Here is a 22665-nt window from a genome sequence, read left to right on the forward strand (position 1 = left end):
AATACTCTAGAACTCTAATTAGTATGGTCATAGAATCAGTAGTATATTTAATATATAATTTGATTAAAATATTTTATTTTTTTATAAAACCAAATGGATTTATTCTCGAGCTTAGGAAGTACTCAGTCTGTAGGAGAGTTTTCTGAACAAGCATATTTAAATTATTCGATGTATGTGATATTAGATCGAGCACTACCTCATATTTCTGATGGGCTTAAGCCTGTACAGAGACGTATTATTTATGCGATGAGTGAAATTGGCTTAAGTCATTTATCTAAATATAAAAAGTCTGCACGTACAGTAGGTGATGTGCTGGGTAAGTATCACCCTCATGGTGACAGTGCTTGTTATGAAGCAATGGTGTTGATGGCGCAGAATTTCTCATATCGCTATCCATTTATTGATGGGCAGGGTAACTGGGGCTCAATTGATGATCCAAAATCATTTGCGGCAATGCGATATACAGAATCACGCTTATCTAAATATGCAGTATTATTGTTAGATGAGCTAAAAAAAGGTACTGTTGATTGGGTTAAAAACTTTGATGGTACAATGGATGAGCCAAAACTCTTACCAGCGCAAGTACCAAATATTCTCCTAAATGGGGCAATGGGAATTGCGGTAGGGATGTCAACATATATACCTCCTCATAATATTACAGAAGTGATAAATGCTTGCTTGCATTTATTGTCTAATCCTAAAGCTAGTATTGAAGAAGTATTAGAAATAATCGAGGCTCCTGATTATCCAGGAGGCGCTAATATTATTAGTAGTGAAGAAGAGATCGCTGAAGTATACAAGTCTGGTAATGGCTCTATACGTCAGCAAGCTGTATATGAGTATGATAATCATGGTAATGTGATAATTACTCGATTACCTCATCAGGTATCTAGTGCTTCGGTAATGGAGCAAATTGCTAATCAGCTTAAGCAACAAAAGATCACTTGGATTAAAAATATCCAAGATGAATCAGATGATAAAGAACCTGTCAAAATAGTCCTATATTCAGCATCGACAAAGAAGAATATTCAAAAAATAATGGGGCATTTATTAGCGACTACAGATCTTGAAAAAAGTTTCCGTGTAAATATGAATATGATTGGTCTTGATAATAGACCTCAGGTTAAGAATCTATTAGATATACTTAATGAATGGTTGGAGTATCGTAGACATACACTACGCAGAAGATTACAAACTAGTTTGGATAAGGTTTTAGATAGACTACACATCTTAGAAGGTTTGTTGATAGCCTTTTTAAATATTGATGAAGTTATTGATATTATAAGAAATTATGATGATCCAAGTTTAGAGCTTCAGAGTAGATTTGCTCTTTCTGAAATTCAGGCTGAAGCAATTTTGAATATTAGGCTACGTAAATTAGCAAAGATTGAAGAAATTGAAATTAAAAAAGAGCAGAAAGAGTTACAAAAAGAAAAAGAGTTACTTGAAGGGTATCTAAATAGTGAAGTTAAGTTTAAAAACTTAATGAAAAAAGAATTAAAACAAATTCTTTCTGATTTTGGTGATAGTAGACGCTCTAAAATAGTTCAAGCTGATAAAGCCCAAGCTCTAGAAGAGAAAGATCTGATGCCTAGTGAAAGAGTTACTGTTATCTTATCAAAAGCTGGCTGGGTAAGATATGCTAAAGGAGATAATATCGATCCTAATGGCTTAAGTTATAAGCCTGAAGATAAACCATATTTGGCAACTTCTGGTAATAGTAATATTAAATTGGTTTTCTTTACTAAGCTTGGCAAAGCATATTCGATGTATGTCGATAAGTTTCCATCAGCTAGAGGCTATGGTGAGCACATAACCACATATATTCCTTTAGATAAAGAGGATGAGATTATTAATATAGAGTTTGCTAATGTTGCTGAGCATTTTTTAATTGCTAGTACTAGCGGAAAAGGCTTCGTGATACCAGCTGAAGATTTGATAGCAAATAAAGTTACAGGTAAAAATATCTTTGATGCTGATGATGTATTTAAGTTCATACCGTATGATAAAGATTTGAAGATGCTTGCAGTTAGTTCGCAAGGTAGGGCGATTATTCGTGATTTTGAAAGTTTTGCGGTTCTTAAAAAAGGTAAGGGTAAAGCTATAATTAAATTAGATAAAAAAGATAAGCTTAAATTTATAGAGCTATTCAAACCAGAGCAAGAGCTTACTCTCAATGCAGGTAAAAGGTTTATTCGTATTGATAATAAAAACTTTGAAACATACTATACAGACAAGCCATCAGGTGGTGGTGTATTATTACCTCAAGGATTTAGAAAGATAACAAAAATAGATATAGAGAGTATAGAATGAAAAAAATAGCGATATTAGGGGCTATGGAAATTGAAATCCAGCCGATATTACAAAAATTAGAAAAATATGAAATTGTAGAATATGCAAATAATAAATATTATGTTGCTAACTATAATGACAAAGAGCTTGTTATAGCGTACAGTAAGATTGGTAAAGTTTTCTCAAGTTTGACAGCAACAATAATGATAGAGCATTTTGGCGTGGATGCATTGTTATTTACAGGAGTGGCTGGTGGGCTTCAAGATTTGCAAGTAGGTGATATGATTGCTGCAACCGCAACAGTTCAGCATGATGTTGATATTACAGCTTTTGGCTATTCCTATGGTAAGATTCCTATTTCTGAAGTTGAGATTGCTACTTCAGCACGGATATTAGAACAAGCTAAAATAATTGCAAAAGAGCTTAATTTAAATTTACATACTGGAGTAATCGCTACTGGAGATCAGTTTGTCCATTCTGCTGAAAGAAAAGATTTCGTGGTTAAAGAGTTTGATGCAAAAGCTATAGAAATGGAAGGAGCTAGCGTTAATCTTATTTGTAATGAAATGAATATCCCTAGCTTCATACTAAGAAGTATCTCAGATACGGCTGATGGCGATGCTCCAGAGAATTTTGATGAGTTCGCAAAAATGGCCGCAAATAGATCAGCTGATTTTGTGATGAAATTAGTTGATAGAGTAAAATAATAGTTATGATTTTTAAGTTTAAGCACAAACTTGGGGCGTTAATACTAATATTGATATCAAGTTACTGCTATGGCTTAACAGATCAGCAGATCAAAAATGTTCAACAAACTATAGATTTGCTACAACAAAAAAATTATCAAGATTATTTGATAGTTAAAAATGAAAACAACATTACCGATCAAAAAACTAAAACTTACATAAATTATAAAGAGATATCTTTACATCCTGATAAATTCTCTCAACAACAAATCCAGCAATTTTTCAAAGCTCATAAGGATGAGTATTGGGCATCTGAGCTATGTGATGACTTGGCAATATATTATGCTAAAACTAAAAATTGGAAAATGTTTGAAAAGTATTATGATGGCGACTTGCAAACAGTAGGCCAGTGCTGGGTTGCAGATAATCAGAGTAAGGTAGATAAAAATAAGGCTATCAAGGATTTTGCTAAGTATTGGCAAAAAAATAAATTTAATGCGCCAGAGTGTGTGGGGTTGGATAAAGATGTCAAAAAATATACTCCAAAAGAAAAGCGGTGTATATTGGAGAAAGCGCATAATCTAGCATTGAATAATGATTTTAATGATTCGTCAAAACTTCTGTCTAAATATGTTAAACAAGATCAAGAGTATGCTAATTACATAAATCAGTGGAAGTACGTTACTTATAATCTTAGTGTTAACAATTTAGATAGTTTTATAAAAAAATATCATGAATATCCAAAGTTTACAGATGTGATTTTGGATATTGCCAGTGATAATGTAAAAATTGATGTTTTGAAATATGCTAAGGTTTGGCAAAAGTTAAGATATAGAAAGCTGCTAAGTTATCAAGTGCAACAACAGATAGATGAGAAAATAGGAGTTGCTCTTGCACAAAATCATGATAGTAATGCTAAGCAATGGTTATGGGAAATTGATAAAAAGCATATTTCTAAAGTTGCGGAGGATTGGATTTTAAGAATTGATTTATATAATTCTAACTATAGTGGTTATATAGAAGATTATCTTAATAGTTCAAAACAGGTACAACAAGAAAAAGTATGGAAATACTGGTTAGCTTATAGTTATCAGAAAATTGGTATGCCTAATAAAGCTCAGCCAATTTATACTGAGCTAGCTAAAATCCCATATAACTATTATGCATATCTATCTGCTGATGCTATAGGGTCAAGTTATAACTATGGAGGTAATTCTTACAATGGTATATCTTATTCTGAAATTCAGAAGCTTGAATCAGATCCTGATATTAAACATGCTATTGAACTACATAAATTGGGACAATTTAATGATTCTGTAAAACTTTGGAAATGGATAGTTCGTAAAAAGTTTTCAGATGGCTATAGAAATGAAATACCTCTTTTAGCGCAATTGGCTTGGCTATATGAAATGTATTATCAAGCAATATTTAGTATGCATATGATGGGTTTGGACAATCAAGTGCATTTATTATATCCAGATGCATTTGATGAGATTGTACAAGAGCAATCTAATAAATATGATTTAAAACAGGCTTTGATTTATTCAATAATGAGAAAAGAATCTTTATTTGAAATTGAAGCAAAGTCATACGTGGGCGCAAAGGGTTTGATGCAAGTTACGGTTCCTACGGTTAATTTCATATCTGATAAATATAGATTAGGCTATAATATCAGTAATTCATCAGATGAAATATTTGATCCTTATATAAACATTAAAATTGGTTCAGCCAATTTAGATTTTCTAGATAGTTTATTTAAGAGTAATTTAGTCCTAGCTATTGCAGCATATAATGCAGGACCAGGTAATGTTAACAAATGGCTAACAGATAAGCAAATTCCGGTAAAACAATGGATTGAGAATATTCCATTTGGGGAAACTCGTCATTATGTAAGAAAGGTTTTGGTTAATATGATCGTATATAATAATGTCATTCTAAAGGATAATAAAAAACTAAAGTTAAGTGACTTACTAAATACAAATATTTCGAATGAATTCGATTTTAAGAAGTAACTTGGCCCAGTAATAATATTGGGCTTTTATTGTTAATAATGTTAGTATTTCTATCAAAATAAATTTTGTATATCTAGAAGTGTTAAGTAAAAAAAAGTTTATCATAGGAAGTATAGCATTCTTATCAATAGGTATTGGTTATAGTCTTACAAACCAGCAGATACAGTATTCACAACAAGCGATAAAAGCTTTAGACAAAAAAGATTATAAGTCATACTATTATCTAAAAACAAAGCTTAAAGATACAAGCATATATCCATATCTTCAATATAAAGAAATAGCTATAGATCCTGCTATCTTTGAGATAGCAACAATAGATGATTATCTCAAAGAGAATCAAAACAGTTACTGGAGCAGTCAACTTAGAGATGATTTAGCAAACTACTATGCCAATAAAAAAGATTGGCAATATTTCCAGAAATATTATAGTGGAGATCTGGGTGTATCAGGTAAATGCTGGTCAATGCAGGCTAAATATGAGTTAGGTAATAAATCTAAAGCTATAAATGAATATGGAGAGCTTTGGCAGAATCGTGTCTATATGCCATCAGCATGTAATGATATGCAAAAATATTGGGATAACTCTGAAGATAAATCAAAAGAGTATCTAATTACAAAGGCATATACTCTGGCTTTTGCTAATAAGTTTGATGATAGTTTATGGTTACTAAATACATATGTTAAAGATAATAAAGATTATGTGAACTATATATCAGCATGGCAAAATGCTATAAAAACTCCTAGTAGTTTGGACAGTTTTATAAATAGATTCCATAACTATAGAAATTTTGACAAAATCTTCGTCAATATATCGACAGATTTGGTTAAAAAGAATCCTGAGCAATATGCAAAAATATGGGATAGTTTAAAAAACAAAAGATATCTTAGCAATCAGATTAAACAACAGTGTATCTCGGCTATAGCGGTTAGTTTTGCTAGATCACAATCACCACAAGCTAAACATTGGTTAGCGAGAGTCGATAAGAAATATCTTGATACCACAGCATGGGAATGGTTGCTAAGAGTAGATTTATACAACGAGAATTTCAAAGATTATATACAAACATATGATCAATTACCTAAGAAATCTCAGCAAGATGAGGCGTGGAAATATTGGTTAGCATATAGTTACGAACAAGTAGGTCAAAAAGCAAAAGCGGATGAGATATATGTGAATTTAACTAAGACTCCTCTAGATTATTACTCATTCCTAGCATCTGACAAGCTTGATAAGCCATATAATTTTGGTAACGATAATGCTGATAAGTTAGATAGTAGCGAAGCTAAAAAACTTGAATCTGAAGAGGCTATTCAACAGGCAATAGATTTATATCAGATTGAGCAATTTAAGGATTCTACAAGTCTTTGGAAGTGGACGATACGCAATAAACTTAAGAATAAAGATATTATACAGATCAAAGAGTTAGCTAGATTAGCAGAAGATAATAAAATGTACTATGCTGCAATATTTAATATGGCTGTAATTGGTAAATACAATAATATTGATATGTTGTTCCCGAAAGCATTTTTAGATACAGTTGAGAAGAATGCTAAAGAATTTGGTATAGACCAAGATTTGGTATTATCGATAATGCGTAAGGAGTCATTGTTTGATGTTGAAGCAGGATCATGGGCAGGTGCAAAGGGACTAATGCAAGTAACAGAGCCTACAGCTAAATTTATTGCAAAGAAATATAAGTTACCTCTAATAGGTGATAAGTCTGAAAGCATGGCTAGTCAAATATTTATACCTGAGAATAACATTAAGCTTGGTACAGCTAATTTATATTTCTTAGAGAAGCTTTTTGATAAAAATCCTGTATTAGGAATAGCTGCTTATAATGCTGGTCCGGGAAATGTTGCTAAATGGTTGAATAACAAAGAAGTTCCGGCAACCATTTGGATAGAGAATATTCCATTCGGTGAAACCCGTCATTATGTTAGAAAGGTTCTAATGTATATGATTGTATATAATAATTTTGTATTTAAAGACAAAAAGAATCATATTAGTAATTTCTTAGACTATAAAATATCTGACAAGCAGAGTTTTAGAAAATAAACGCTTATAAATCTAAATGGTATATAATCGTATCAAGTGTTTTGTTCTGCCATAAAGCTAATGCGTGTGATAAGTGGTGTTAAAAGAGAGAATTTATTAGCATACTTTCTGACATACGTTGGATATATGACTCTAACAATTTCAATGACTCTAACACCATCATTAGCATCTAATTTAAGTCTGTCTGATTACGTAACTCAGATAGCTATGAGTCTATCTTTTTTTATGTTTAGTGTGTCTGCGATTTTATTTGCGACTTTATCAGATGTTTTTACAGCAAAGAGAGTATTATTTTTTTCACAGAGCTTGTCTATATTTGGTTTAATTTGCTTGGGGTTGTCTGATAGTATCTATGCTGTATATGTTGGTTTTGTAAGTTTGGGGCTTGGTACGGGATGTTACTCATCTATTGCTAGAGCATTGATATCGCGTAATGCTGATAATAATAGCCAGATGAAAAAAGCATATTCGGTTTTATCAGTAATGATAATAGTTGCACCTATAGTTAGTACATATTTAGCTTTATTATTAATTCCGATTTCTTGGCGAGCAGCTTATTTTTGTATGGCAATTATTGAAGTAGTATTATTTATATTTTCAATAAGAATATTAACCTCTGATGCTCAAAGACAGATCGTAATTCCAGCATCTAAAATATTATCTGGCTTTGCTCATGCACTATCTCAGCCTAGATATCTTTTAAATGTAATGATTGTAGCAATACTTTTTTCTTTTTATCTGGGTGTTTTGATGAGCTCATTTAAAGGTTTGTTGGTTGATGAATTAAATATGTCTATGGATGTCTTTACTATAGTATTTTTGGTGACATCTTTATTATACATACTTGGGATATTTAGTTATCGCATCAAGGCAGATAGTAGCCATAAGAAACGTTATAATCTAGGTATTTTAGCTATTATATTTATTTTTATAATTTTATATAGCTCTTTAGAATTATCATCATATAGTACTGTGACAACTTTGCATTTAATATGTTATTTTTTAGGCTTTTTTATACCCATGGCTACAGGTGCCGCTATGAGTAATATTACCAAAGGACATGGCACTGCTGCTGCGATGATAACATTTTCAGTAGCATTATGTATGTCAGCATGGGGATTTCTAAAGGCACATTTTAATATGTCAAATTATCATTTTATACTTTTGGCTTTGTGGATTAGTTTTAGTTTAGCTTTGCTGTTGAAGATTATTATAGTTTTTGTGGTCGAAAAAGATAGGAAATAATATTTTTATTTTGTTGACATAAAATCAACGAATATAGTGGTTTTGAGGATTATAAACTCTTCTTTATGAGAATTTATTTATCCTAATTTAAAAAAGCATAATTATTTAAAATGAGTACTGTAAGCCAGATGTTACGAAGTTTTGTGATTCACCAGTAAATGATATTGTATAGGTATAAGATACTTTTAGACTAAGATTATCGATGTACTTGATTGGAAACATAACTCCAACTGGGAAGACTGCAAATCCTCCCCATGTATTATTTGTATCTAAATAGCTACTTGGAGCATTATGTTGATTAACTATACCATTAATATTTGTGTGTCCAATTCCAAGTCCGGCAGCAGCATATGCGGTTACATAATTATTTATTTTGTAATAGTATTTTGCAGCCCCAGCAAAATAGTTATTAACCTGAGTCGTATTGTATTGGCTAACAAGAAAATTTTGGTATACAAACTCTACAGCATAAGATTCACTAAATCTATATCCTAAGTTAGCAACTACAGTTCCACCGCCTTTAGACATGTTGGTTTGTTGCCCCCAACCGCCATTAATTGCGACATATATTGATGGTTTAAAAGTCTTCTTGGTTATATCGTCAAGATCGTTAATGTTATAGTAGTTTGGCGGTAATCTATAAAGATTCTCGGTGTCTTTTTCAAGTTTTTTGGAATCTGATTTAATATTAGTATCAAGCTCAGTATTTGCTAACACTTGGTTAGCTATCAAAAAAAGAATTATGCTGAATAAAAGATTTTTTATTTTCATACTTATTAATAAAAACTTTAGGGTATGATTTAGTCTGAATAATTAGCATCAAACTGAATTTTTTGTGATGGTGCTAGTTTGACACCAATCTCTTCAGCTAAGTCTAACATACTCATAATGAACTGTTCTCGTTGCTCTAGCTCTTCTCCCCAATCCGCAGAGATAAAGAAAACATAAACTAATATTTTTATAGATGCAGGTTTTAGATCATTTACTCTTACGTAATATCCTTCTTTTCTCATATGTGAAGTATTCTTGATTAACTCATTGATAGCATCAACATAGGATCTAAGTTTAGCGGTAGGTGTTGATTCATCAACCTCAAGAGTAGTCATATATCTTCTATATATCCTCTCACCCATATTATTGATTTGTGATGTTACAAAAGCATAGTTAGGGATAATTAATGCCGAATCCTCAAATGTTCTAATAGTCGTACTTCTTAGACCTATTTTCTCAACTATTCCTTCTTTGTCTTTTATAATTACCCAGTCACCAATTTTTATAGGTCTTTCTATAGCTAGGATTATTGAGCCAAAGAGATTTTCAATTGTATCTTTACCAGCCAAAGCAATAGCAAGACCACCAATCCCAAGAGCTGCTAAGAAATGAATCATATCAATTCCAAGCTCTTGAATAATGAATCCTGTAATAATTAGAATTATAATTAGATTAATTATCTTGTTTGCGATAATCAGTGCAAAGGCAAATCTTGCTGATTTGTTTGGATCTTTGACTTTTTTGTAAGAAGATATTGTAAACGAGCACAACACATTCACTATTTCTGTACATAAGAACATAATGACAATGCCGTACACAATCCTAAATACAAGATCAATATAATAACAGGCATCTACAAAGATAATCATTGAGTTAAAAAAGAAGAAATATCCAATATACATAGATATCATCAATGATGTTGCAATGTTAAGTTTTTTGATGGTTTTGAAGTCTTTGTTTTCAAATATATTACTAAGGATTCTAAAGACTGGACTTAGAAGACAAAATGCTAGCTTATAAGAGATATAAAATAACGTTAGTGATATGATGCATATAATCATGCTGTATATAAATTGATTATATTCAGTCAAAAGAGCAGGGATGTTTTCCCAGATAGTATAATGTAAACTGTAGTTTAAAGGGTCCCTAGGAGAGTCAATCGAATCATTTAGGTATGTATCAACAGCATTTAATAAAGTTTGTTTGGTAAATATCCAGCTATATTTACCAGTACTGGTATCTTTGACGTATTCAAGGTATATACTTTTACCAACTTCAGGAGATGTATATATCATTACAAGATTACTACTAGGAAGAACTTCTCCTGGAATATTTCTAAAGGTTATATCAGCATTTTCGAATATTTTATTCATACTAAAGGCAACAAATGAAGCATAACCTTCTCTAATATTTTGAGGTACCCATTGAATGTCCATAGTTGCAAAAGCATCTTGCATGTCAAAACGATAACTTTGGTTGACTCCAAAAATAAATCTCATATATGATAATATAGGCATTGAGACATCTTTTATATTATCTATGGTAAAGTTCTTTTCTTGTCTATATTCAATAAATTTTTCGGTTGTTTTACTATTATCAAAATTCTCTTGAGTAAAGTACCAATCACCATTTTCTTTTTTTGCCAAGTAGAAAGTTTGTTTCTCGGCACCTGTGCCTAGGGTTATATCTAGTTTGTTACCGGTTGCTTTGTTAGGTACATCTTGAAGTTTAAAGTTTGTTTTTAGAAGTGCTACAAGCATTTTATTAACATTGATATCTTGTTCACTAATTGTATGGTCATTAACTTTAATATTTTTGGGAGATATGCAATTTATCACATCATAGTAGTATTGATGATAACCAATCCAAGATCCCAAAGACTTGTAATAAAAGTTGGTGAACAAATTGCGCGGGGTTTTGTTGTTAAAGGTACTAATCTGATTTTTTCTTATAAGGCCTAAAGACTGATCCTCTACACTTTTAAAGGTTTGGTCAGACAAATATTTAGCATTGAAAAAAGGTTTTACGTAGGCTACTAAGGATATGACGGTGATAGCTAAAAATAGTATTTTTAAAATTCGTATCAGTAAAGAATATTTTTTGTTTATATACATTGTTACTTTTATATAGAAAATATTTTAGAGATTTTAGATTAATGAAAAATGCTATGCAATTTATTTTTAGACTTAGCAATTGCTATAAAGTATGCGTATTAACTAAGTCATTATAGCAAAGAGGTATGATTTTAAATGTTATTTATAGTAATATTTGTAGCTAAGTTTATAAATAATAAGTGACTAAAATGTTTTCTCATCTTCGTGTCCATACAGGATATTCTGTTGTTGATAGTACAGTTCGTTTAGGAGATCTTTTTGCTCGAGCGAAAGATAAAAGTATTGTCGCGGTAGCATTAACCGATGTGTGTAATTTATTTGCTGCGGTTAAATTTTATAAGCAAGCTTTATCAAATGGGATTAAGCCTATCTTTGGCGTAGAGCTAAAGATTGATACAGAATTTGGTGTATGTGACTTAGTACTATTAGCAGAAAATAATCAAGGTTATCAAAATATAGTTAATCTAGTTTCAAAAGCATATCAAGAGGCTGATAGGTTTGGTTCAATACCATTAATCCCCAAAGACTGGCTAAAAGATATAAATTTGGCAAATGTCATCTGTCTAAATGGTGGTCAGAATGGCGAGCTAGGTAAAGCTATTTTAGCTAAAGATAATATCAAGGCTGAAGAAATTATTAGTGAAAATATCGCAATTTTTGGTAGAGATAATTATATTATCGAAATTCATAAACTTGAGTATGAAAATGAGGGCTTATACAATGAGAAAGCACTTGAATTCGCAAGTGAGCATAATCTCATAGCAGTAGCGACAAACTTGACGGTATTTATGGAGTCAGATGATTATGATATTCATGAAATCAGAGCTTGTATCAATGAAAAAACAACAATTCTTGATGAGTCGCGTAAATCTAAATTTACAAGAGAGCAATATCTAAAATCAGCTGATGAGATGTATCAAACCTTCTCAGAGCTATCAGTATTGTTAGAGAATACTTTAGCAATAGCAAAAAGATGTAATGTAACATTTGATCTAGGTAAACCATGTTTGCCAACGGTTGATATTCCAGATGGTTTAACAGAGAGAGAGTACTTTTCAAAGCTATGTTATCAAGGTTTAGATAAACGTTTAGCAAAAATTTTAGAAAATAGACCAGCTGATAAACATGAGCATATTATAAAAGTCTATAAAGATAGACTACAACGTGAGATCGATATTATCTGCGATATGGGCTTTCCTGGTTATTTCTTGATAGTTGAGGATTTTATTAGATGGTCAAAAGAGAATGATATTCCAGTAGGTCCTGGGCGTGGTTCTGGTGCTGGTTCATTAGTAGCTTATTCACTGCTTATTACCGATATAGATCCTTTACCGTATGGGTTACTTTTTGAGAGATTTCTAAATCCTGAAAGGGTGTCGATGCCTGATTTTGATATTGATTTCTGTATCCAAGGTAGAGATAGAGTTATCAAATATGTAGAGCAAAAATATGGTAAGCAAAGTGTTGGGCAAATTATCACCTACGGTACTATGGCTGCTAAAGGTGTAGTGCGAGATGTAGTGCGTGTAATGGGACAGAGTTTTGGTTTTGGAGATAGGATTGCTAAGCTAATACCAGAAACGCCAGGGACAACATTTAAGAAGATTCTCCATGAAGGTGAGCCTCTATATGATGAAATGCAGGTAGATGAAGAAGTTGCTGAGATTGTTGAAAAAGCTCAAAAATTAGAAGGTCTACCACGAAGCTTAGGTAAGCATGCGGCGGGTATTGTGATATCGCCAACTGTGATATCAGATTTTGCACCTGTATATTGTGAAGATAAAGGTGGAGATATAGTTACCCAATTTGATAAGGGCGATGTTGAAGATGTTGGTCTTGTGAAGTTTGACTTCTTGGGACTGAAAAACTTAACGATTATCAAAAATGCTATTGCAAGTATCAATGCTAAAAGACCAGCTAATGAAGTGCCTCTAGATATTTCTGATATTCCTCTTGATGATGAAAAGACATTTAAACTACTACAGGCTGGTAAAACTATTGGTATATTCCAGCTAGAGTCACAAGGTATGCAACAGATTGTCAAAGATCTTGGCACATCAAATTTTGAGGAGATTATCGCCTTAGTAGCACTATATCGTCCTGGTCCGATGGAGAATATCCCAACATTCGTAGATCGTAAACATGGTAGAAAGCAAACTATCTATTTACATCCATTACTAGAGGAAGTTCTAAGAGAGACTTATGGTATCCCAGTTTACCAAGAGCAGGTAATGCAAATGGCGCAAAAGCTTGCTGGCTATACTCTTGGTGGAGCAGATTTGTTGCGTCGTGCGATGGGTAAGAAAAAGCCAGAAGAGATGGAGCAACAGCGTAAAATCTTCAAAGAGGGTGCCGCTAAATATCATAATATCGAAGCTGGACTTGCTGATGAGATATTTGACCAAATGGAAGCTTTTGCTGGTTATGGATTCAACAAATCTCATGCTGCGGCTTATGCGTTGATTGCTTATCAAACGGCTTGGTTAAAAGCACATTATCCTGATGAATATATGGCTGCTCTTATGTCAGGAGATATGGGTAATACAGATCAGTTGGTTAAATTTATTTTAGATGCTAAGAATATGGGTATCACAGTTTTAGCTCCAAATGTGAATAAGAGTGTCTATGACTGTGTGGCTCCTTCAAAAGGCATGATCTTACTTGGGTTAGGTGCTATCAAAGGTCTTGGTGGTGAAGCAATTAAAAGTATACTTAATGAGCGTGAGGCAGATGGTGAGTTTAGTTCTATTTTTGATCTAACTCGTAGAGTAGACTTGCGTAAGGTTAATAAAAAAGCACTCGAAGCACTATGTTTTGCAGGAGCTATTAAGGATATCTCTAGAAATAGAGCAACAGCTTTTAACTCTATTGAAAAAGCTATCAAAAATGCTGGTTATGTGAATGAAATGGCTGCTGCTGGGCAAAATGATTTGTTTGGCTTCACAGAACAAGAGAGTGATACTGATACAGAGCTTGAAAGAGAGTGTATTGTAGAAGAGTGGAATCTTAGAGAGCTTTTGATTAATGAGAAAAAAGCATTAGGAATGTATTTCTCAGGGCATATTATTGATGGTGAAAGTCATTGGCGTAATCATGTTAGCTTTAGTGATCTTGAGAAAATCCAAAAACCAAACATGGATGGTAATTCTGTAAGAATTATTGCAAGTATGATAACACCACCAGCTAGACGAAAAACTAAAACGGGTAGAGTTCTGTATATTATTAATATTGATGATGAGTTTGATAGAGCAGATTGTCTTGTTGGTGAAGATGTATTTGCTGCAGTTAAGGATAATATCCAAGTTGATGATGTGGTTGTAGTAGAGGGTAAAGTTAGCCGCGATAATCAAAGAGAGTGCAATAAGCTAAGTGTTGATAAGGTACAACCAATATCACAATATATTGATGAGAATTTTAGTAAAGTTGAGCTGAATTTAAGAAGTCAAAATGTAAATTCAACTAACCTAAAAAAAGTATTAGATAATCTCAAGAAAAATATCGCCACTACTGATATTCAAAGAGAAAATATCTTAGAGATAAAAGTATCTTTAGATGATGTTGATGCTAAGTTTGAGTATTTTCGAAAGCCATTCTCGGTGTATGAGTTTGTTAATGATATTAGTAGGTTAATAGCTGAGGGTACTACTGTTAGTTTGAGTGGAGTTTAAAACATATAAAGTCATTCTACGGCTTGACCATAGAATCTAAAGAAAGGCTTGATAATGGCATTTGTGTATATTCTTGCGAGTAAATATAATGGAACACTTTATATAGGTGTAACATCAAATTTAATTAAAAGAGTTTACGAGCATAAGCAGGGTTATTCTGATGGTTTTACCAAAAAATATGAGGTTAAAAAGCTAGTATATTATGAGCAGTTTAATAATATAACAGATGCTATTTATCGTGAGAAAAGATTAAAAACTTGGCAAAGAAAATGGAAACTAGACTTAATAAATAAGTTTAATCCTAGATGGTTAGATTTGTATGCTAGTATTTTAGCATAGTGGATTTAATTTCACATTTTGGTTTTTGGATACTACGGTCGGAGCCATAGTATGACAACTAGTGGATATATGTTAGGGCTTAGTAAAAAGATTGTCATTCTACGACTTGATCGTAGAATCCAAAGAAAAGTTTAGCAATGGCATTTGTGTATATTCTTTTGAGTAAATGTAATGGAATGCTATATAGGTGAAATATTAGATCTAGTTAAAAGAATATGAAAAATTACAAAGGTAACAAAAAATGCGATATGTAGTGATACTCATAATATTGATTATTCTAGCTTTACTTTTTCTATAGAGGAGTAAATAGATGTCTAAGTTTCTAAAATACACTCTTATTATCGTAATACTGATAATTACAGCATTATTTGTTACAATCAAGAAGGATAATGAGATAGTTCCAACAGTTGTTAGCGTTCAAAAAATCGGTGAATTATCTACATTAAAAGTTACGGTCAGTGGTAATTCTTTATATGTCTCTGATAATGGTACATTAGTTGAAAATACTGCTAAATATAGCTATGAAGCATCTGCTACTTTATCGACAAATATTGATAAATCTGATATCAAAATTGATGAGAAAGATAAAACTATAACACTAAGAGTTAAACCACCCAAAGTAACATCCGTTACAATAGATTTTGACAAAACTAAACAATTAAGTAGGCAAGCGTATACATTTAAGGTATTACCTAGATTAGGTGTTATAAATACTGATCCTGATAATCATCTGGCAAATATCGCATATAAAGAAGTTCAAAAACTTACAGATAATGTAGCTTCATCAAAAGAGCATATTGAACAGGCGAAAAATAAGTTTGTTAATTTGATGAATAAGCAGTATCAACCATTAGGTTGGAAAGTTGTAGTGGATTGGATGGAGTAAGGTTTAAAACTCTCTCCCATAGATGGGTGAAGTATTGAAAATGTGTGTTAGTATCTTAAGATAGTGGATTTGATTTTACATTTTGGCTTTTGGATACTACGGTCAAGCCGTAGTATGACGAATGACGGATATGTGTTAGGGTTTAGTAAAAAAGCTGTCATTCTACGACTTGATCGTAGAATCTAAGGCGGAGTTGAATAATGGCAAAAAAAGAAGCAAAGACAGATTATTGGGTTTTTTTTTATCAAAAGAGGCTGGTATAGAGTTAGAGCCTCAGGGTAGTTCTATTTATGAAGTAAATGAAGCTTTAAAGACCGCTTCAAAGAGTGGTTCTGGTAAAGTTGGATTTCCGGAGTTCGTTGGGGTTGTGAAAGATTTTCTAATCGTGATAGAAAACAAAGCGGATATTAACAAACATTGTAAGTTAGAAAATAACATTATAAGTTCAAAAGTATCTGATGTTAAAAACTATGCTATGAATGGTGCTTTATTCTATGCAAAGCACTTAGCAAAAAATACATCTTATAAAAAAGTAATTGCTTTTGGTATCTCAGGAGATGAAAAAAAGCATAAACATAAGTCCAATTTATGTTGATGAAACAGAATTTTATAGAGAGTTGCCAGAAGTAGAATCTTTTATAAGTTTTTCAGATAAAAATATAGATGAGTATTATATTAGAGAAATACTAAAAGAAGAAACTGACAAAGAAAAAGAACTAGCTGAGATTTTGAAAGATGCTGCAACTTTACATGAAGATTTACGTAATTATGGAAGTCTAAAAGATATTGATAAACCTCTGGTAGTTTCAGGAATCCTCTTGGCACTCAGAGAAATTGAATCTAAAAATTTTTCTATAGATAACCTTACTGGTGATAGCATCAATACAGATGGTCAAAAGATTTATAATGCTATTGAACTTAACTTAAAAAGAGCTAATGTATCTCCAGAGGTTAAAAGAGATAAAATATTAAGTCAATTCTCGATAATAAAAGATACAAAAGTCTTAAATGAAGTAAATGCAACTTTAAAGAAAACACCATTGAAACACTATGCTGAATTTTTAGATGAGAATATTTATAAGAGCATCAAATATACAAAATCCTCAGAGGATTATTTAGGTCGCTTCTATGGTGAGTTTATGTCATATTCTGGTGGAGATGGGCAGACTCTAGGTATTGTACTTACGCCTAAACACGTTACGGATTTGTTTTGTGAACTAGTTGATATACAGGCAGATGATGTTGTACTTGATCCATGTGCTGGTACAGCAGGGTTTTTGATTGCTGCAATGCATTATATGTTTGATAAAGCAGATAGTGAATCTCGTAAAAAAAGCATAAAACAAAAGCAGTTGCATGGTATAGAGTTGCAACCGTATATGTTTACGATTGCAACGACAAATATGATTTTGCGTGGCGATGGTAAAAGCAATCTTTTAAATGATAATTTCTTAACTACTGAACCAAGTAAGTTGCAATTGCAGTCTCCAACTGTAGGGATGATGAATCCACCATATTCTCAAGGTTCTAAGAAAAATCCTGACTTATACGAGATTTCTTTTACAGAGCATTTGCTAGATTCAATGACTGTTGGTGGAAGAGTTATTGTAATTATTCCACAATCATCGGTAACTGGTAAAACTAAAGAGGAGAAAACTACTAAAGCAAATATTCTTAAAAAGCATACTTTAGAAGGAGTGATTACTTTAAATCCAAATACTTTCTATGGTGTAGGGACTATGCCATGTATTGCGATATTTACAGCAGGTGAGCCGCATCCTGAAGATAAGATTTGTAAATTTATAGATTTTAGGGAAGATGGTTATAAAGTTGGTAAACATGTTGGACTGATAGAGACAGAGCAAGCTAAGGATAGAAAACAGCATCTATTAGATGTGTGGTTTGAGCGTATTGAACCAGAAACTAAATTCTGTGTAAAAACGACTGTCGAGGCTCAAGATGAATGGTTACATAGTTTTTATTATTTTAACGATGAGATACCAACTGATGCTGATTTTGAGAAAACTATAGGAGATTATTTAACATTTGAATTTTCTATGATTATGCAAAATAGAGAGTATCTATTTGAGGATAGCGATAATGAAAAATAATCTTGATTCTAGAGAGTGGCAACCATATAAAATAGGAAAACTATTTGAGTTATCTAAAGGAGTTTATTTAGGTAAAAAGTATTTAGAATTAGGTTACAACCCTTATGTTACAGCTACTACTAATAATAATGGAATAATTGAGTTTATTAAAAATAAACCTCTTTTTCCAAAGAACTCTATAACTATAGAAAAAGTTTCATTAGCTTCATTCTACCAACCTAAAAGTTTTTATTGTTCTCATGATGTTTCAGTTATCTTGAGTCAAAAGATAAATAAATATATAGGTTTGTTTTTAACCACAATGATTAATAGACAGGGATATAAATATTCTTATGGGAGACAAGCTCAATTAAATGTGGTTAAAAGAGAGACTATCTTTTTACCTATAAATAAAAAGCAAAAACCAGATTATCAATTTATGGAAGATTATTCCAAAAATCTTCTAGAAGCTAAAAAAGTAAAATACCTGGACTATAATAAGAAAAAATTAGCAGATTTAGAATATAAAGAAATCGAGCCCTTGGAAAGCAAAGAGTGGAAAGAGTTTTTTGTTAAAGATATTTTTACTCTAATTCAGAGAGGTAAGAGGCTAATAAAAAATGCTCAAATAAAAGGTGATATGCCTTATATTTCTTCTACAGCTTCAAAAAATGGAGTTGATAATTTTTTATCAAATAAAGAAAGTGTAAGAATTTTTAGTAATTGTATAACTATTGCAAATAGTGGAAGTGTTGGAGCTAGCTTTTTTCATCCTTATAGTTTTGTTGCTAGTGATCATGTAACGCACTTAAAGAATGAAGAGTTTAGTAAATATATTTATTTGTTTGTGGCAACAATAGCTAATAGATATTCTGAAAAATATAATTTTAACCGTGAAATTAATGATGCAAGGCTTTCAAGAGAAAAAATAATACTTCCTATAACTTTGAAAGGTCAACCAGATTACCAGTATATGGAGCAGTATATTAAAAATGTGGAATACAAAAAGCGTATAAAATATATGAACTTTATTGATAAAAAATGATAAGTAGATGTTATTCTTTTATTCTAAATCTATCTTAAGATCTAACTAAAAGCCTTTGAATATTGATGACTAAATAAAGATTTATTCTTTATCTTATTAGACATTTTATAATAATTTCTAACTCCTAAAATTGGCACAAATACCTCAATATAGAATGTTAATATCCCAGCTAATGACATTGCAATTAAAAACATATTTTGAGAAAGGCTCATTAAAACTAGTGGTGGTAAATAAGTACAGATTAAGACTTTAATGTAAGCATTTTGTCCCAAAGCATCTTTTAGCGCATCAATTACACCTATTGAGATACAACAGAAAGAGCCTATCATAGATATTAATTGAAAAGCACTTAACATATTGCTAATGGTGTTTGATTGAGTAAAAAAGCTAATACTATTGTTAAAAGCTATAAGCTGATTTTCACTATTATAAATACTCATCATTCCATGACTACCTTCTGCTGGTATTGTAAAGAATATTGCTAAAATCCATGCTATATAAATCAACGCTATGACTGTCGTACTAAAGATAAGCAAGAAAACAAAAGATTTAAAAGAAATACGATTATCATAAAACTTTACTAAACTTGGGATAATAAAGTGATAACCAAAAGCATTAAATAATACAAATAAGAATGAAAATGCTCCTATTGATTGAATAGGATAGCTATCAGTACTAATATTAATTTTGCTTGTAGAATAAAAAATTAGAAATATAGCTATGACAATAAGAGAGAGTTTAGCTACGACAAATACAACATTACTCTTGATTATAATTCTAGAGTTATAAGTTGTAATTCCACCTAGTATAAATACTAGAATCACACCAGATAATAAGTAACTTAAATTACTGTTTTGTGCAAAATATAAGCTTACGGATGAACTAATGCCAGATATGTAAGTGGTCAGTGTTAAATACAGTATTAACAGATAACCTCCAAAAACAGTAACCTTAGCTCCTTTAAAGTTTAAGAATTTGGTAGATAGTGAGAAATATGTATTGTGCTTAACTGGGAGGTTATAAGATATCTTTAATATACATAATCCTGTAAATGTCATTATTAACCATACTAAACATATTGCCAATAAGCTTCCCACAAATCCTAAGTTAACAGCAGCTATAGGTAAACCTATGATGCCACCACCTATAGTTGAGCCAATAATCAAAAATATACCTATAAACTGCTTCATATTTCATTATTTTGAATAATTATTCATATATGATAGTTTAAAAACATCGTCATTGAAATGATTTTTATCAGGAAGGTGAGATTTTTATTATTTTCTTGAATAAAAATTCACAAAGCTGTTAAGATCATTAGGTGCTATCTACCGTGATAATATAGTCTTATAGACTATTATAAATTTGTCCTAAAATGCAAAATATTCTTCAAATTGATTGGTTCAAACTATTATTACTTTGATTAGATTTTTGTACTATACTTATTAGCAGGATTAAAAGTAGATTTTTATAATGAAGTATTATAAGCATATAGATGGTCTTAGAGCACTAGCGGTGTTAGCTGTAGTGTTATTCCATTTAGATATTAGCTGGGTTAAATCAGGTTTTCTTGGGGTTGATATATTTTTTGTTATTTCAGGTTTTCTAATAACCACCATCATTATTCGTGATCTAGAAAATAAAACTTTTTCAATCAAGGCCTTTTATCTCAGAAGAATGAGGCGTATTTTGCCTGCATTAATTGTGGTGCTTATATTTTCAACAGTTTTTGCGTGGTTAATTTTATTACCTCAAGATTTAAGAGATTACTCTAAGTCGCTAGTTAGTGCTTTGGGATCATTTTCAAATTTATATTTTTTTAGCTCACTAAATTTTGGCTACTTTAGTACTGATTCGGAATTGATACCTCTATTGCATACTTGGTCTCTAGGAATCGAAGAGCAGTTTTACATATTTTGGCCATTATTTTTGATAGCTGCATTTTATATTCCTGTTAAGCTCAAAAATAGAGCCGAAATGACTACACATCAGAAGTTATTATATGGTTGTGTGCTTCTAACTATTTTATCGCTAGTCTCTTTAATATTTTTAAATGGTTCAGAGTATTATTACTTTCCAGTTACAAGAGCATTTGAGTTATTGTTTGGCTGCTTTTTGGCGATATATTCAGTTAACAAAGAAATTATTCTAAGCAAGTTGATAGCAAATATATTAGCATTAGTATCCATTTTGCTAATGTTAGTGCCTATATTTTTTGTAAAAGTCTTTTATCCAGGTTTGGGTATTATAGAGGCTTGTCTTGGGGCAACTTTATTTATATATGTAGGCTTAAATAGTAATGTCTCGTTTATACACAGAGTTTTCTCACTTAAACCATTGGTTGCAATAGGCTTAATATCATACTCATTATATTTATGGCATTGGCCGATAATTGCTTATGTTAATTATCTGAGTATTGATAGTACTTACTTTATCAAGGCTATGATTTTTATCGCTAGTTTTAGCTTAGCTATACTGACTTATTTCTTAGTAGAAAAACCTTTTAGATATAGATTTAAGATGTCATTTTCTAAAACATTGATTTTATTATGGATAATCCCAATATTATTGGCATGTTCATTTGCCTTATGTACTAAATATGTCAAAAACTTTGCTGTTAATATTCCACCACCAATTGTAGATCTTCGTAAATTAAATGGAGTCTATGGTTTTGAAAATGTTGATGAGAATAAATGCTTTATACAAAACTCGATACCAGAGTTCACATCTAAAATGTTACCTCCTGAAAGTAAATGTTTAATAGGAGATGCTTCACAAGATAAAGATACAAATATATTGTTTATTGGTGATTCTCATGCTCGTGCAGAGTTTCCAATGTTAGGTGTGTGGTTATCAAACATTCATAAAAGTGCTTACTTAGTATCTCAAAGAAGTACTCCTTTTATAGAAAATCTTCCTAATACAGAGTTAGGAGTATCAATGGTTGATAGAAACAATGCATTGAAAGACTTGATAAAAAAACAATCTTTTAAATATGTTGTTTTGGGAGGCGATTGGTCTGAGAAAAATAATGAGCCTTATATCTCAGGTATAGAAGAATCAATAAAGTTAATAATCCAAAATAATGCTGTTCCAATAGTAGTATTAGATACCCCAGAGTTACCAAAAGGATTTAATAATTACTGTATTGTTTCAACTGTTAAGTTTATTCTATTATTTGATCCTCATCATTGTGAGCTTCCTTTGGAATATGTGCAAAAGCAGCAAGAAGAGTTTGTTAACTTAATGCATAAACTTAAAACTAAATATCCAGAATTAGTTTTAATAGATCCTAAAAAAGTCTTATGTAATAGTCACTACTGTAAGACTTCTCTAAATGGTATACCTATATATGCAGATAACCATCATCTAAACTATCTTGGGTCTCAAGAGATAGCCAAAGAGTATCTTAAAAAGTATGGTAATCCTTTAGCATCTGTAGTTAAGTAAAATTAGGA

The 22665-nt window shown here is 31.5% G+C and carries 15 protein-coding genes; 12 read left to right on the forward strand and 3 right to left on the reverse strand.

Annotated features, from left to right (window positions below; genetic code table 11):
- Positions 1-93: 93 nt before the first annotated feature.
- From parC to ACKTR7_RS07585, 5 genes are all read left to right on the forward strand, one after another.
- Positions 94-2313 carry a DNA topoisomerase IV subunit A gene (gene parC / locus ACKTR7_RS07565; protein ID WP_407877736.1) on the forward strand — a complete coding sequence of 740 codons (2220 nt, stop codon included), beginning with the start codon at positions 94-96 and terminating at the stop codon, positions 2311-2313.
- Positions 2310-2999, forward strand: coding sequence for a 5'-methylthioadenosine/adenosylhomocysteine nucleosidase (locus ACKTR7_RS07570; protein ID WP_407877737.1), 690 nt, complete (start codon positions 2310-2312; stop codon positions 2997-2999). Before parC ends, ACKTR7_RS07570 begins: the two co-directional genes overlap by 4 nt.
- Before the next feature lie 5 nt (positions 3000-3004).
- Positions 3005-4990, forward strand: a complete 1986-nt coding sequence (locus ACKTR7_RS07575; protein ID WP_407877738.1) for a lytic transglycosylase domain-containing protein — start codon at positions 3005-3007, stop codon at positions 4988-4990.
- A gap of 79 nt (positions 4991-5069) precedes the next feature.
- On the forward strand, positions 5070-7049 hold the full coding sequence (locus ACKTR7_RS07580) for a lytic transglycosylase domain-containing protein (RefSeq protein ID WP_407877739.1): 1980 nt from the start codon (positions 5070-5072) through the stop codon (positions 7047-7049).
- A gap of 60 nt (positions 7050-7109) precedes the next feature.
- On the forward strand, positions 7110-8294 hold the full coding sequence (locus tag ACKTR7_RS07585; protein ID WP_407877740.1) for an MFS transporter: 1185 nt from the start codon (positions 7110-7112) through the stop codon (positions 8292-8294).
- A gap of 105 nt (positions 8295-8399) precedes the next feature.
- Here the strand turns inward: ACKTR7_RS07585 and ACKTR7_RS07590 are convergent, their stop codons facing one another.
- Together ACKTR7_RS07590 and ACKTR7_RS07595 are read right to left on the reverse strand one after the other, a co-directional pair.
- Positions 8400-9065, reverse strand: a complete 666-nt coding sequence (locus tag ACKTR7_RS07590) for an outer membrane protein (RefSeq protein ID WP_407877741.1) — start codon at positions 9063-9065, stop codon at positions 8400-8402.
- A 29-nt stretch (positions 9066-9094) separates the two neighbouring features.
- Positions 9095-10903: a mechanosensitive ion channel family protein gene (locus tag ACKTR7_RS07595; protein ID WP_407877742.1), complete on the reverse strand. Its 1809-nt coding sequence runs from the start codon at positions 10901-10903 to the stop codon at positions 9095-9097.
- A 464-nt stretch (positions 10904-11367) separates the two neighbouring features.
- Here ACKTR7_RS07595 and dnaE point away from each other — a divergent pair, with 464 nt between their 5' ends.
- The 6 genes from dnaE to ACKTR7_RS07625 all read left to right on the forward strand — a co-directional run bounded on the left by dnaE (position 11368) and on the right by ACKTR7_RS07625 (position 19207).
- Positions 11368-14847, forward strand: a complete 3480-nt coding sequence (dnaE, locus tag ACKTR7_RS07600; protein ID WP_407877743.1) for a DNA polymerase III subunit alpha — start codon at positions 11368-11370, stop codon at positions 14845-14847.
- Positions 14848-14901: 54 nt separating this feature from the next.
- Positions 14902-15186, forward strand: a complete 285-nt coding sequence (locus ACKTR7_RS07605; protein ID WP_407877744.1) for a GIY-YIG nuclease family protein — start codon at positions 14902-14904, stop codon at positions 15184-15186.
- 310 nt (positions 15187-15496) lie between these two features.
- Positions 15497-16072: a DUF4230 domain-containing protein gene (locus ACKTR7_RS07610; protein ID WP_407877745.1), complete on the forward strand. Its 576-nt coding sequence runs from the start codon at positions 15497-15499 to the stop codon at positions 16070-16072.
- A gap of 169 nt (positions 16073-16241) precedes the next feature.
- A complete protein-coding gene (locus ACKTR7_RS07615; RefSeq protein WP_407877746.1) occupies positions 16242-16667 on the forward strand; it encodes a hypothetical protein in 426 nt (141 codons plus the stop codon).
- Entirely contained in the window at positions 16630-18183 is a 1554-nt protein-coding gene (locus ACKTR7_RS07620) for an HsdM family class I SAM-dependent methyltransferase (protein WP_407877747.1), read from the forward strand. Before ACKTR7_RS07615 ends, ACKTR7_RS07620 begins: the two co-directional genes overlap by 38 nt.
- Positions 18173-19207 carry a restriction endonuclease subunit S gene (locus ACKTR7_RS07625; RefSeq protein WP_407877748.1) on the forward strand — a complete coding sequence of 345 codons (1035 nt, stop codon included), beginning with the start codon at positions 18173-18175 and terminating at the stop codon, positions 19205-19207. The genes ACKTR7_RS07620 and ACKTR7_RS07625 overlap by 11 nt, the downstream gene beginning before the upstream one ends.
- A gap of 41 nt (positions 19208-19248) precedes the next feature.
- On the opposite strand, the gene ACKTR7_RS07630 is transcribed toward ACKTR7_RS07625, so the two are convergent.
- A complete protein-coding gene (locus ACKTR7_RS07630; RefSeq protein ID WP_407877749.1) occupies positions 19249-20397 on the reverse strand; it encodes an aromatic amino acid transport family protein in 1149 nt (382 codons plus the stop codon).
- A gap of 283 nt (positions 20398-20680) precedes the next feature.
- On the opposite strand from ACKTR7_RS07630, the gene ACKTR7_RS07635 reads away from it, so the two are divergent.
- On the forward strand, positions 20681-22657 hold the full coding sequence (locus tag ACKTR7_RS07635) for an acyltransferase family protein (RefSeq protein ID WP_407877750.1): 1977 nt from the start codon (positions 20681-20683) through the stop codon (positions 22655-22657).
- Positions 22658-22665: the final 8 nt, after the last annotated feature.

Origin of the sequence: Francisella sciaenopsi (assembly GCF_045862875.1) — a bacterium.
Classification (GTDB): Bacteria; Pseudomonadota; Gammaproteobacteria; order Francisellales; family Francisellaceae; genus Francisella; species Francisella sciaenopsi.

Bases quoted from the DNA above. Each gene is read 5' to 3' on its own strand.
- ACKTR7_RS07635 (WP_407877750.1), top strand. From the start codon at position 20,681: ATGAAGTATTATAAGCATATAGATGGTCTTAGAGCACTAGCGGTGTTA.
- dnaE (WP_407877743.1), top strand. From the start codon at position 11,368: ATGTTTTCTCATCTTCGTGTCCATACAGGATATTCTGTTGTTGATAGT.
- ACKTR7_RS07610 (WP_407877745.1), top strand. From the start codon at position 15,497: ATGTCTAAGTTTCTAAAATACACTCTTATTATCGTAATACTGATAATT.
- ACKTR7_RS07590 (WP_407877741.1), bottom strand. From the start codon at position 9,065: ATGAAAATAAAAAATCTTTTATTCAGCATAATTCTTTTTTTGATAGCT.
- ACKTR7_RS07575 (WP_407877738.1), top strand. From the start codon at position 3,005: ATGATTTTTAAGTTTAAGCACAAACTTGGGGCGTTAATACTAATATTG.
- ACKTR7_RS07620 (WP_407877747.1), top strand. From the start codon at position 16,630: ATGAAAAAAAGCATAAACATAAGTCCAATTTATGTTGATGAAACAGAA.
- ACKTR7_RS07630 (WP_407877749.1), bottom strand. From the start codon at position 20,397: ATGAAGCAGTTTATAGGTATATTTTTGATTATTGGCTCAACTATAGGT.
- ACKTR7_RS07625 (WP_407877748.1), top strand. From the start codon at position 18,173: ATGAAAAATAATCTTGATTCTAGAGAGTGGCAACCATATAAAATAGGA.
- parC (WP_407877736.1), top strand. From the start codon at position 94: ATGGATTTATTCTCGAGCTTAGGAAGTACTCAGTCTGTAGGAGAGTTT.
- ACKTR7_RS07585 (WP_407877740.1), top strand. From the start codon at position 7,110: ATGCGTGTGATAAGTGGTGTTAAAAGAGAGAATTTATTAGCATACTTT.
- ACKTR7_RS07605 (WP_407877744.1), top strand. From the start codon at position 14,902: ATGGCATTTGTGTATATTCTTGCGAGTAAATATAATGGAACACTTTAT.
- ACKTR7_RS07570 (WP_407877737.1), top strand. From the start codon at position 2,310: ATGAAAAAAATAGCGATATTAGGGGCTATGGAAATTGAAATCCAGCCG.